Raw genomic sequence first — 13,155 nt, forward strand, 5'->3', positions numbered from 1 at the left:
CTCGTTACATGGTAACGGGCGAGAATATCAAACCTTAGGAGATTTACAGCAAGTGCGTGGATTTCTGGTTTCTGGGACGCTGATCTCATTTCTCGATGTACCCTTCGCACCGCTTTTCATATTGATGATTTTCTTGGTTCATCCGCAACTGGGTATGATCGTGGTCGTGACCGCGCTGCTGTTGATGACGATTGCGCTGATCAACCAGAAAATGACGGCCAAACCCTTTGCAAAGGCCAATCAGGCACAGTCTCTGGCCAACCAGCACCTGGACTCGATGGCGCGAAACAGCCAGATCATCAATGCTCTTGCAATGATCCCAGAGGCAGTGCGCATTTGGGGTCGCGATACAGCCCAGTCATTAACGTGGCAGGTGCGAGCGCAGGACCGAAACGTGATATTTGCTGCGATATCGCGCGCGGTTCGCCTGTTGACCCAAATCGGAATTCTAGGCTGGGGCGCTTTCCTTGCGTTACAGGGCGAAATCACCGGAGGTATGGTTATCGCTGCATCGATAATCGCTGGTCGTGCTTTTGCGCCGATCGAAGGTTCAATCGAAGGTTGGAATACTTTCCTGCTTACCCGCGGTTCGTTTGGGCGGATCAAGGCGCTCTTGTCAAATTCTGCTTTGCAGTTTGAGAAACTCCGTCTGCCACGTCCAGAAGGACGCGTGGATGTGGAGCGCCTGCTGTACGTGCCTGGTGGCACCAAGCGCGTTGTCCTAAATGGAATCTCTTTCTCGCTGAACCCGGGTGAAACGCTGGCCATCATTGGCAATTCGGGCGCTGGTAAAACCACGCTTGGTAAAACACTTGTCGGGTCGATCCTGCCGACATCGGGCAGCGTCCGACTGGACCTGATGGATATTCGCAACTGGGATCCGCGACAGTTTGGCGAAAGCATTGGCTACCTTCCGCAGGACGTACAGCTTTTCCCCGGAACAATAAAGGATAACATTGGCCGCATGCGCGCGGATGCGACAGACGAACAGATCCACGACGCCGCAGTGCTGGCCGACGTGCACAATATGATTGCGACCCTCCCGCAGGGCTATGAGACAGTTGTTGCGGCAGACGGTTCACCCCTGTCCGGTGGACAGAAACAGCGTATTGCACTCGCGCGCGCATTTTTTGGAAATCCGCGCATGGTTGTATTGGACGAGCCGAATTCTAATCTGGATGTGGCGGGGGATAAAGCACTGGCGCGGGCAATAGGACAAGCCAAGGAAAGCAAGATCACCGTTGTGGTAATCACGCAGAAACCCACACTTTTGAACGTTGTGGATAAAATCATGCTTCTGACAGATGGGCGCGTCGCTTTGTTCGGTCAGCGCGAGCAAGTGCTGGAACAACTTAACGGATCACGTCCAAAACCCGAGTTGCAGGGTAAGGGGGCATAATCGATGAGCGATTTGGTTAAAGTCGAAGAGCCAGCCTATTGGTATTCCGAAGTTCCGCGTTCGATTAACAAACAGATCGTGCTTGGATTGATAATGCTGGTGGTTTGCTTTGGCGGGTTCGGTATTTGGTCTTTTCGGGCGCCTCTTGCAGCAGCTGTAATCGCACAAGGCAGTTTCGTTGCAACGGGACGAAACAAAATCGTTCAGCACCTGGAAGGTGGCATTATCGAAGATATTCTTGTGTCCGAAGGCGAGGCAGTCGAAGCGGGGCAAATCCTGATGACCCTTGACCAAACTTCTGCCGAGGCAAACGAACGTGAATTGTTCATTCGCAAAATCCGACTTCAGGCAATGACCGAAAGGCTATTGGCCGAGCACAGTGAAAGAGAACGCTTAGTCTTTTCCGCCAACCTGATTGAAGCTTCCGATGATGTGGAAGTGATGACCATCCTCGACAGTCAAAAGCTGAGCTTTGATGTTTCGCGCAAGACACTCATGAATGACATTGCATTGCTTGAACGTAATATGGAGGCATTGCGCATCCGGGCTACGGGGTTTGAGGCCCAATTGAGCAGTCTTCAGCGCCGCTCTGATATCCTGAAGGAAGAGTATGATACGAAAGCGTCATTGTTCGAAAAAGGATTGGTGCGCAAGGGTGATCTGAACACGATTCGACGTGTCCAAGCCGAGGCCGAAGGGCAACTGGCCAGGCTTAACGCCGAAACAGCAGAAGTTAACCAGATGCTGCTGAAATACGAAGAGCAAATATTGAGAACCCGATCAGCATATCGTGAAGCGGCTTTGGACGAACTCGGCGTGATCGAAGCAGACCTTGAAAGCGTTCGGGAAAAAGCAAGGCAGGCACGCAGCATACTGGACCGCGCGGTCGTACGGGCCCCGGTTACGGGAACCGTCGTGCGGCTCCATCACCATACCCCTGGCGGCGTCATTGAAACCGGTGAACCAATTGCCGAAATTCTACCCGCCGATGCGCCACTGATCATCGAGGCCCAGATACCGCGAACCGAGATCGACAGCGTGGCAACCGGCCAGATAGCTTCGGTGCGCCTTGTGGCCCTGAACCAAAGGACGACGCCTGTTTTGTACGGCGAGGTCTTCTATGTCTCGGCTGACTCGTTGCTTGAAGACGCGGCAGGCATCCCGCAAGAAGTTTACCTTGCAAGGATTTCACTGACCCCTGACGAAATGGGTCGAGTAAATGGTTTCGTGCCCACTCCGGGTATGCCAGCCGAAATTATGATCCAAACCGAAGAGCGGACATTCGCGGCCTACATTGCCAAACCGGTGACAGATAGTATGTCCCGGGCATTTCGGGAGCATTAAAGTTATGGCTTGCGCGCTGCGCTGGCTACTTCTTCTGAAAATTGCATGCTAGCATCCAGTGGAATTTGCACAGGAGACTTGTACATGCCATTGACGGTCAAAGCCATGATGGAGGCCGCAAATGCCGTGGTCGAGAGAATCGACGCACAGCGCGCCAAAGACTTGATTGAGCAGGGGGCTTTGCTGCTCGACATCAGAGATGCGCCTGAGTTGGAACGGACTGGTCGCGCCGCAGGATCGCATCATATTTCGCGAGGCATGCTGGAATTTCGCGCCGACCCGGATATACCTTCGCACGATCCGGAATTACAGCTGGATCGACCGATTGTGCTGCACTGCGCGTCAGGTGGCCGCGCGGCCTTGGCGGGCAAGCTGCTAAAGGACATGGGTTACGAACAAGTCTATAACCTGGGCGGGTTCTCAGATTGGGTAAACGGCGGCGGCGCGGTTGCAGACCAAAAATAGTCAGGCGTTCAAAAAGGTTCTGACGGCGGCCTCGAACTCACGGGGCCTGTCGGCATGAAGCCAGTGACCCGCGCCGGGTATTTTCGCAAAACGGGCTTTTGGAAATAATGCCCGTATTCCAGAGCGATACTCTGGTAGCACATAATCGGATGCCGCGCCGGTTAAGAATAGAGCGGATCCGCCCCATGAGCTGTCTGTTTTGGGAAAGCTCATGATTTTTGACATTTCGGCACCTAGAACATCCAGATTCAATCGCCAGCGTTTCTGTTCGAGGTCCAGCGACTGCGTAAAAAAACTCTGTAGGGATTTTTCAACCCCAAGTTCTGCCAGTTGCGTTTCAGCGTCTGAACGGCGGGTGATACCCGCCAAATCGATGGCGCGCATCGCCTCGATAAACTGAATCTGGCTGTGGGAATACGTGACCGGCGCGATGTCGGCAACAACCAGTTTGCGAACCAAAGCGCCGTGTTCCAGTGCCAAAACCATCGATGCCTTGCCACCCATGGAGTGTCCAAGCACGTCTGCACGCCCACCAACCGAGTCTATAACTTCGGCTAAATCTTGCGCCAAACTGGGATAGTCATGATGTTCATCCCAAAAACTGTAGGCATGATTGCGCATATCCACCGCCACAACTTGTCTTTCATCTGAAAGCCTGCGGGCGATAACGCCCCAGTTTCGCGCTGAACCATAAAGGCCATGGGCAATCAGCAGCGGTGGTTGGTCTGATGGGGCACCGTGGAGGATCGTGTTAAGCATAAAGTCGTGATACCCGCCACTGCGGGGAACAACCACCCCCATTGTCGCTGGTTTCGGAGGGCGTTACATTACTGCGCAGGAGGAACCGATGTCGCACGAAGCAAACATTCAGTCTCAGATCGCTGAAACGGTTCTGTTGCTGCAAAAAAAACTAGGTTTGCGCGACAAGACTTTGTCTGAGTCTGTAAAGCGCGCCAAGCGGCGGTTGCCGCGTCGGGTTTACAAACAGGCGTTAGTTTTGGCGAATGCTGAAAAATTGGCCGAACACCCAAGGTTGAGGTTGATCCTTGACACACCCGCGCTTGAAAAAGCGTCGGAGGAGGTTCGGGAGCATCTGAATGCGATCAATTTGGCTGATCGCCGCTGGGGTTGGTTTCTTAGCTACTTAGGTTCTGTTGCTTTGGGTTTCTTAGTACTGTCAGTTGCAGTTTTGGTGGTTCTCAACTGGCGTGGGTTTATTTAACCGTTTCGGTATTGCCGTGAGACCCAAAAAAACGGCGCCAACTTAAGGCGCCGTTTCCCTGTAAAGCCTTACTTACAGGTTGGGATAGATCGGGAAGCGCGCGCAAAGTTCAGTAACTTCTGCTTTGACTTTTGATTCGATCTCACCATTTCCATCCTCGCCATTGGCAGCCAAACCATCGACCACCTCGATGATCCAGTCCGCTATTTGGCGGAACTCAGTTTCGCCAAAACCACGCGTCGTTCCTGCGGGTGAGCCCAAACGGATGCCACTGGTAATAGTCGGTTTTTCCGGATCAAATGGCACACCGTTTTTGTTACAGGTGATATGTGCCCGACCCAAAGCGTTCTCGGTGGCGTTGCCTTTGACACCTTTGGGGCGCAGGTCGACTAACACAACATGTGTGTCGGTACCGTGAGTGACAGTATCCAAACCGCCCTTGATTAGTTGATCCGAAAGCGCCTGTGCGTTCACTACAACCTGCCTGATATAGTCTTTGAAAGCTGGCTGAAGGGCCTCGCCAAAGGCAACGGCTTTACCTGCAATCACGTGCATAAGCGGGCCGCCTTGAATACCGGGAAAGATCGCGGAATTCACTTTCTTAGCGATTTCTTCGTCATTGGTCAGGATCATGCCGCCACGCGGACCACGCAGTGTCTTGTGCGTTGTTGTTGTGGCCACGTGGGCGTGAGGAAACGGCGAGGGGTGTTCGCCCGCCGCCACCAGACCAGCGAAATGCGCCATGTCTACATGCAGATAGGCGCCGACCATATCGGCGATTTCGCGCATGCGGGCAAAGTCGATTTGGCGTGGAATCGCAGATCCTCCTGCGATGATCAACTTCGGCTGGTGCTCCTTCGCCAACGCTTCTACCTGGTCATAGTCCAACATGTTGTCTTGCTTGCGTACACCGTATTGCACGGCATTGAACCATTTGCCGGATTGGTTCGGGCGGGCACCATGGGTTAAGTGGCCGCCAGCATCCAGACTCATTCCTAAGATAGTGTCGCCAGGTTTGATCAAAGCCTGAAAAACACCTTGGTTCGCCTGTGAACCAGAGTTCGGCTGAACGTTTGCGAATTGACATCCAAACAACTGCTTGGCGCGGTCTATTGCCAGGTTTTCAGCAATGTCGACGAATTGGCATCCGCCGTAATACCGGCGTCCAGGATACCCTTCGGCATATTTGTTGGTCATGACCGAACCCTGCGCCTCCATCACAGCTGCAGAGACGATGTTTTCGCTGGCGATCAGCTCGATCTCGTCGCGCTGACGGCCCAACTCGGATTTGATCGAACCGAACAGCTCTGGGTCGCGGTCGGCGAGGGACTGGGTGAAAAAACCGGTGTCACGAAGATTGGCGTTCATGGAGGCTCCACATGGCTGGGGGAAACTTGCGGATTTCCTATCGGAAACACTCCTCGTGCAAAAGACATAAAGCGACGATTCAGCCCGCTGCGGCGTCAAGTCTGGTCTATCTTGGAAAGGTATGTTTGTTTCGGAACCAAATGTGCAATACCGGAAACCGGATCAGATGACTAAAAGAATCGCCTTTCTCGCCAGCGACGTCGATGTTGCCCAGTCCGCTAGGGAAGCTTTGGTGGCTCGTTATGGCAATGTGTCCCCCCGCGACGCAGACGTCGTGGTCGCGCTGGGCGGCGACGGATTTATGTTACGGACCCTCCACAGCACCCAGCACTTGGACAAGCCGGTCTATGGCATGAATCGCGGGACCATCGGATTTCTGATGAACGAATATGGCGAAACCGATCTTTTGTCCCGGCTGTCTGAAGCTGAGGAAGAAGTCATCAATCCGCTTTTTATGAAGGCTATGGACCAGTCCGGCGCAATGCATGAGGCGCTGGCAATAAACGAGGTGTCCCTATTGCGTGCGGGCCCCCAGGCGGCGCGTCTAAAGATTAGTGTAGATGGCCGTGAGCGTTTGGAAGAACTTGTTTGTGACGGGGCTCTATTGTCCACGCCAGCCGGCTCGACAGCTTACAACTACTCAGCCCATGGACCGATCCTTCCTATCGGAGCGGACGTTTTGGCTCTTACAGCAATTGCTGCGTTTCGGCCAAGGCGATGGCGTGGGGCGTTATTACCGAAGACCGCTCAGGTTCGGTTTGATGTAATCGAAGCGGACAAACGGCCTGTTATGGCCGATGCGGATTCTATCTCAATCTCCGACATCGACTGGGTCGAGATTCGATCAGAACCGAAAGTGCAGCACCGAATATTATTCGATCCCGGTCACGGCTTAGAAGAGCGCTTGATTTCCGAACAGTTCACCTGAACCAGACCGTGTGAAGGTATTTCCAGCGGCTTGTGTGAACCAGTTCACAGGAAAGCTATTAACCCTCTGGTAATCTGATTCTGCTCGGAGAACACGCTAGGATGGAAGTGAGTGGCCATCCAACGGTGTTTTCGAATGATAGCGCAGTTTTCGCGCTGGCGTGGGTAGGTGGTGCTACGCTCGTCATCAGTATTCCGGGCATATTTTAGCACGAGGACCCCGGGCATATTGACCCGGGATCTATTTTTTGTGGCACACAAGCCTTGCTTTCAGACAGAGGTTTCCAGTTTGTCCCAAAGGACGGGGGCCATTGGGCCGACCCGTGCTTCGATTGCGGCGGCAGCGTCCACAGCCAGATCTTCGCGCCAGCGTCTGGCGGCGATTTGCACGTTGATCGGTTGCGGTCCGTTGGGCAAATCAGCCAGGCGGGCTGGTACGCAAGCCGCTGGAAGACCCAAAAAGTTCATTGCATAGGAATAAACCGCACATCCAAGAACTTCATGCACGCCTTCAGCACCTTCGGTATCCCGGTTAGGTTTGAAAAACGGCTGGGGCAAAAAAGGTGACAGGACCAAATGGTAGTCCTGTAAAAACAGCGACCATTCTCGGGCGTAGTATGTCCGTTTGGCCAGCATTCTTACCAACTCAGTTTCAACGATCGGCGGGAATTCCTGAAAGTAGACGCCAAAGATGTCTTTGATTGTCTGAGAACCCGCAGCTGTAATATCGCCCTGCAGAAGAGTCATAACTTCGCCCATAAGCGCCCGATATCCGGCGCGACCACATTCGAAGACGTCAGGTGGGTCTACTTCTTTGATATCGTATCCGGCGTCAGTCAGTGCTTCGCGAGCGGTATCGAGAGCCTTTTCAACTTCTGGGTGCAATGCATAACCAAAAGTGTTCTTTGTAAAGGCGACTTTGATCGTGCCTTCGGAATCTGAACCGCGCCATGGCATTGGCACGTGAAACGGGTCTCTGGGGTCTGTTTCGATTAAGCTGGGCATTGCCAGATGGAGATCAGCAGCCGAGCGAGTAATCAGCCCTTGCACTGACATAGACTGGGCAAGAAGACCGCGTTCAGCGGTTTGGCTGGGGTTCCACGCTGGGACACGGCCGAGGCCTGGTTTTACCGTCACCGCACCATTGGCTGCCGCAGGAAAACGCAGGCTGCCGCCAATATCGTTGCCGTGCGCCAAGGCACCAATTCCGGCCATGACCGCTGCTCCCGCGCCGCCCGACGATCCTCCGGGAGAGATATGCCGACCCCACGGGTTATGCGTCCGACCGTAAAGTTGGTTGTCCGTATCGGCACGGAACGAAAACTCTGGTGTGTTCGTTCTGCCGATCACAACCGCTCCGGCGTTTTGCAAGTTGGTCACAACTGGCGCATCATCCGGCGCAATTAAATTCTTAAGCGCAACGACGCCATTTGTCGTTGCGTGGCCTTTCTGATCTACATTCACCTTGATGGTGACGGGCACCCCATGCAACGGTCCCGGCGCGATACCTTTCGAACGGGCTTGGTCAAGGCTTCTGGCACGCTCCAGCGCTTCGGCGCTTAGATCCTCAACTACCGCGTTCAGATCAGGGTTCGCCTGATGCATTCTCTCGATAGCGCTTCGAACAGAATCTTCGGCGCTCACGTCCCCGGATCGCGTCAGCGCGATCAGGTCGATGGCGTTCAGCCGCCAGAGTTCAGAGTTAATCATATGCCCTCACTGTCTTGGATTGACAGTAAAAGGCCCACGGTAGGTTGCAAGAAAAACAGATCATATAGGCGGCAGTTGGACCGCCCGAGAAAGATTTACTTTGCGTAGCCGATAGTTTTCAACGCGGACGTGATCTCGTCCAATATGACAGGATCGTCTATTGTAGCGGGCATCTTGTATTCTTTGCCATCTGCTATCGACACCATTGTACCACGCAAAATCTTGCCCGAGCGTGTCTTGGGCAACCGATCAACTACAACCGCTTTTTTAAAGGCAGCAACCGGGCCAATCTTTTCGCGAACCATGTTAACGACATCCTGCACAACGTCGTCGTGATTTCGATCCGAGCCTGCATTCAAGCACAAAAAGCCAACTGGCATCTGTCCTTTCAGTTGATCGGATACGCCTATCACCGCGCACTCCGCCACATCCGGGTGGGCGGCCAAAACCTCTTCCATGCCGCCAGTCGACAATCTGTGACCAGCCACGTTGATGACATCGTCAGTGCGCGCCATGATATAGAGGTATCCATCCTCGTCGATCATACCCGCATCACCCGTTTCGTAGTAGCCGGGAAAATGTTCCAGGTATGATTTTCTGAACCGTGCTTCGGCATTCCAAAGAGTGGGCAGTGTTCCTGGTGGCAAGGGTAGTTTTACTGCAATTGCACCCAGTTCTCCAGGTTTTACAGGATGACCACCTTCGTCAAGAATCTGAACGTCATAGCCGGGCATCGGTTTGGCTGGGGAACCAAGTTTTGTCGGCAGTTCCTCGATTCCCAAAGGGTTACCGGCAATCGTCCACCCGGTTTCGGTTTGCCACCAATGGTCGATCACTGGCACTTTCAATGCATTTTGCGCCCAGATAATTGTGTCGGGGTCCGCCCGTTCGCCCGCCAGAAACAGCGCACCCAAACTCGACAGATCATACTGAGCCATCAATTCGGCCTTTGGGTCCTCGCGTTTGACAGCTCGGATCGCGGTCGGCGCGGTAAAGAAACTCTTGACCTTATGTTCCGAAATCACCCGCCAGAAAGTGCCGGCATCTGGCGTGCCGACTGGCTTTCCCTCGAATACGATGGTCGTGTTCCCATGTATGAGAGGCGCATAGCAAATATAGGAATGCCCCACGACCCAGCCCACGTCAGAGGCAGCCCAGAATACGTCTCCGGGGTCGACATTGTATATGTTTTTCATCGACCAGTTCAGCGCCACAAGGTGCCCAGCGGTGGGACGAACGACGCCCTTGGGTGAACCGGTCGTACCAGAGGTATAGAGGATATAAGCGGGATCATTTCCATCGACTGGCACACATTCGGCAGGTTCAACGCCATATTGAAACCCGTGCCAATTGAAATCGCGGCCCTCGATCAGATTCGCAACCTCTTGTTCGCGCTGGAAGATTACGCAAAAATCAGGTTTGTGGGTGGCCAAGTCAATTGCGCCGTCCAACAAAGGTTTGTAGTGAACGACACGGCCAGGCTCCATCCCGCAGGACGCCGCAATTATCGCCTTGGGTTTAGCATCGTCTATTCGCACGGCCAGTTCGTTGCTGGCAAAGCCACCGAAAACAACTGAGTGTATCGCTCCAAGGCGCGCGCAGGCCAACATAGCTTCCAGCGCTTCAGGGATCATCGGCATGTAGATGATGACCCGATCGCCTTTTTCGATGCCCTTGGCCCGCAAAGCACCGGCTAGTGTTGCTACGCGATTGCGCAGTTCCACATAAGAAATCTCTCGTTTTGCGTGCGCAATCGGGCTGTCGTAAATAATGGCTGTTTGTTCGCCACGGCCATTTTCGACATGTCGGTCTACTGCGTTCCAGCAGGTATTGACCTGAGCATCGCTGAACCACTCATACAGAGGCGCATTGTCGTCAAACAGGGCTTTGCTTGGCGTACGCACCCAGTCGATGCCTTTCGCGGCCTCCATCCAGAATGCCTCGGGATCGGATTTCCAGCCGTCGTAAACATCCTGATACGCCATGTTGATCTCCTCGGTGAATCCTCTTGCAATGTGTTAGGCACCGTCGTTTCAGTGAACAAGCCGCTCAAATGACGGCGCGTCAGTTTATCGCGATTGATTTGCAGATTTTGTAGACTTCTTCTGCAAATTTTTGCAAATCCTTTGGGTAAATCGGTGATTCTGATACCAGAATGGCGTGTTTGCAAATGTGCAAACTTCAGCCGACCCACACCGATAGCGCCAACAGAATCAACCTTATTCCCCGATAGACACCAAAAGGCGCGTGCGTAACTTTCCCTCGTCCCACCTAGCCATAATGGGCCACCGGGGTCCCGGCAATCGCGGCCATGTTCAGCAATCCTCGTGCTGTGATTGAAGGTGTTACGATATGTGCCTTGTTGCCCATCCCCATTAGGATCGGGCCGACTTCAAGACCATCAGCCTTCATTTTCAGGATATTTCGCACACCGCTGGCTGCATCAGCATGCGCGAAAATCAGAACGTTTGCGGCCCCTTCCAAACGAGAATTGGGAAAGATGCGGTCCCGCAATTCAGGATCCAAAGCCAAATCAAGGTTCATTTCACCTTCGTAAACAAAGTCGCGCGGTGCGGCATCTAGAATTTTTATTGCTTCCCGAAGACGCTTTCCCGAGCCTTCAGTCTGGTTTCCGAATTGCGATTGCGAGCAGAACGCGATCTTGGGTTTGATGCCAAATCGACGGACGTGTCTGGCGGCACCGATTGTGATTTCGGCTAGTTCTTCTGGGCTTGGCAGCTGTCGCACATGTGTGTCGGCAATGAACAAGGGGCCATCCTCAAGGATCATTAACGAAAGTGCGCCGTGTGGATACAGGTTTGCATTACCCAGCACTTGTTCGACGTAGTTCAGATGCCAGCGGTATTCTCCGAAAGTTCCACAGATCAAACTGTCAGCTTCGCCGCGATGAACCATGATTGCCCCAATGGCCGTGTTGTTCGTTCGCAGGATCGCTTTTGCCAAGTCAGGAGTCACGCCCCGACGCTGCATAATTTGGTGATAGGAACTCCAATAGTCGTAGTATCGCGGGTCGTCATGAGGGTTTACGATTTGAAAGTCCTGACCTGGCCGCACCGTTAACCCAAGTCGTTCGCAACGCGCATCTATCACGTCCGGTCGCCCAATGAGGATTGGTGTTTCGGTAGTTTCCTCCAAAATGGCTTGAGCAGCACGCAGAACCCGTTCGTCTTCACCTTCGGCAAATACGATCCGGCGCGACGCAACAGCTGCTGCTTCAAATACCGGACGCATTAGAAAGGCAGACTTGAACACACTTTGGTTCAATCGCTCCTTATAGGCTTCGATATCTTCAATAGGGCGTTTTGCGACACCGCTGTCCATCGCGGCTTGGGCAACCGATGAAGAAACCACCCCCACCAGACGCGGATCAAACGGTTTTGGGATCAGGTAATCTGGGCCAAATGTCAGTTGCTCTCCTTTGTAGGCCGCCGCCGCCTCGGCGCTGGTTGTCGCGCGTGCCATTTCTGCAATTCCGTCGACGCAAGCAATTTGCATTGCGTCGTTGATTTCGGTTGCGCCTACATCCAAAGCTCCGCGGAAAATGAAAGGAAAACAAAGAACGTTGTTGACTTGATTGGGAAAATCGCTTCGGCCCGTGGCGATTATGGCATCAGGCGCAACTTCCCGAGCAGTCTTTGGCAGGATTTCCGGCGTTGGGTTTGCCAAGGCAAAAATGATGGGCTGGTTTGCCATCTTCTTAACCATGTCGGGCTTCAGAACATTCGGACCACTCAGACCAAGGAAAAGGTCTGCACTGCCAATCACATCGTCCAAAGAGCGTAAATCCGAATCCTGGGCAAATTGATCCTTGTGCGGGTTCATGTCTTCGGTCCGGCCATTGTAGACCAATCCGTGAATGTCACACAGCCAGATATTCTCTCGCTTGACGCCGAGTTTTACCAACATGTTCAGGCAGGCAATACCCGCAGCACCTCCGCCGGTTGAAACGACCTTAATGTCCTCGAACGCCTTGCCTGCAACGTGCAAAGCGTTTTTGGCTGCGGCCCCGACCACAATGGCGGTGCCGTGTTGATCGTCGTGAAAGACAGGAATGTTCATTCTTTCCCGACAAAGTTTTTCAACTATAAAGCAATCCGGCGCTTTTATGTCTTCGAGATTGATGGCTCCGAATGTCGGTTCCAACGCGCATACGATATCGGCTAATTTCTCAGGGTCGTGCTGGTCCACTTCGATGTCGAAACAGTCGATTCCGGCGAACTTTTTGAACAGGACCGCTTTGCCCTCCATTACAGGTTTTGATGCCAATGCACCGATGTCGCCCAGACCCAGAACCGCAGTCCCGTTCGACACCACAGCGACAAGGTTACCGCGAGCCGTGTATTTTTCCGCATTTGTTGCGTCAGCCTTGATTTCCAAACTGGCCTCAGCGACACCGGGCGAGTATGCACGGGCCAGATCACGGCCGTTGGCCATTGGTTTCGTGGCCTTGATCTCAAGCTTACCGGGTTTTGGAAAAGCATGATATTCAAGCGCGGCCTGCCGCAGGCTGGGTGTTTCAGACATCGGCGATTCAGCTCCCTAAGAAATTTGATTTAAGGCTAAATTATTTGTGTTGGCTTGGCTACGCTCGGTCGTTTTGCAACACTTTTGTAACGCTTGATTTCTGCTGGTTGAAAAATGTCGTCAAATTCTTACATTTCGCCAACTTCGAATAAATAACATCGTCGAGCACCGAAAG

General features: G+C 53.3%; 10 protein-coding genes. 5 read left to right on the forward strand and 5 right to left on the reverse strand.

Features of this window, described 5'->3' with window-relative positions:
• The 3 genes from AC2FNE_RS08815 to AC2FNE_RS08825 form a co-directional block, all read left to right on the forward strand.
• On the forward strand, positions 1 to 1,399 hold a 1,399-nt coding region (locus AC2FNE_RS08815), incomplete at its 5' end, for a type I secretion system permease/ATPase (RefSeq protein WP_496805199.1).
• A gap of 3 nt (positions 1,400 to 1,402) precedes the next feature.
• Positions 1,403 to 2,743 carry an HlyD family type I secretion periplasmic adaptor subunit gene (locus AC2FNE_RS08820; protein ID WP_170473100.1) on the forward strand — a complete coding sequence of 447 codons (1,341 nt, stop codon included), beginning with the start codon at positions 1,403 to 1,405 and terminating at the stop codon, positions 2,741 to 2,743.
• A gap of 84 nt (positions 2,744 to 2,827) precedes the next feature.
• On the forward strand, positions 2,828 to 3,208 hold the full coding sequence (locus AC2FNE_RS08825) for a rhodanese-like domain-containing protein (RefSeq protein ID WP_170605008.1): 381 nt from the start codon (positions 2,828 to 2,830) through the stop codon (positions 3,206 to 3,208).
• Here the strand turns inward: AC2FNE_RS08825 and AC2FNE_RS08830 are convergent, their stop codons facing one another.
• A complete protein-coding gene (locus AC2FNE_RS08830) occupies positions 3,209 to 4,009 on the reverse strand; it encodes an alpha/beta fold hydrolase (protein WP_496805200.1) in 801 nt (266 codons plus the stop codon).
• Between the two features lie 46 nt (positions 4,010 to 4,055).
• On the opposite strand from AC2FNE_RS08830, the gene AC2FNE_RS08835 reads away from it, so the two are divergent.
• The gene (locus AC2FNE_RS08835) at positions 4,056 to 4,430 is read left to right on the forward strand and encodes a hypothetical protein (protein ID WP_496805201.1); all 375 of its coding nucleotides are present in this window, start codon (positions 4,056 to 4,058) and stop codon (positions 4,428 to 4,430) included.
• A gap of 72 nt (positions 4,431 to 4,502) precedes the next feature.
• Here the strand turns inward: AC2FNE_RS08835 and glyA are convergent, their stop codons facing one another.
• Positions 4,503 to 5,798: a serine hydroxymethyltransferase gene (gene glyA / locus AC2FNE_RS08840; RefSeq protein WP_170605010.1), complete on the reverse strand. Its 1,296-nt coding sequence runs from the start codon at positions 5,796 to 5,798 to the stop codon at positions 4,503 to 4,505.
• A gap of 166 nt (positions 5,799 to 5,964) precedes the next feature.
• Here glyA and AC2FNE_RS08845 point away from each other — a divergent pair, with 166 nt between their 5' ends.
• Positions 5,965 to 6,726, forward strand: a complete 762-nt coding sequence (locus AC2FNE_RS08845; protein WP_170473088.1) for an NAD kinase — start codon at positions 5,965 to 5,967, stop codon at positions 6,724 to 6,726.
• A 269-nt stretch (positions 6,727 to 6,995) separates the two neighbouring features.
• On the opposite strand, the gene AC2FNE_RS08850 is transcribed toward AC2FNE_RS08845, so the two are convergent.
• The 3 genes from AC2FNE_RS08850 to AC2FNE_RS08860 all read right to left on the reverse strand — a co-directional run bounded on the left by AC2FNE_RS08850 (position 6,996) and on the right by AC2FNE_RS08860 (position 12,980).
• On the reverse strand, positions 6,996 to 8,435 hold the full coding sequence (locus AC2FNE_RS08850) for an amidase family protein (protein ID WP_496805202.1): 1,440 nt from the start codon (positions 8,433 to 8,435) through the stop codon (positions 6,996 to 6,998).
• 95 nt (positions 8,436 to 8,530) lie between these two features.
• The gene (prpE, locus tag AC2FNE_RS08855; RefSeq protein ID WP_170605014.1) at positions 8,531 to 10,420 is read right to left on the reverse strand and encodes a propionate-CoA ligase PrpE; all 1,890 of its coding nucleotides are present in this window, start codon (positions 10,418 to 10,420) and stop codon (positions 8,531 to 8,533) included.
• A 286-nt stretch (positions 10,421 to 10,706) separates the two neighbouring features.
• Complete coding sequence (locus AC2FNE_RS08860; protein ID WP_170605015.1) at positions 10,707 to 12,980, reverse strand: NADP-dependent malic enzyme; 2,274 nt, start codon at positions 12,978 to 12,980, stop codon at positions 10,707 to 10,709.
• Positions 12,981 to 13,155 lie beyond the last annotated feature (175 nt).

The sequence above is a fragment of the Ruegeria sp. YKSD179 genome (assembly GCF_059612885.1).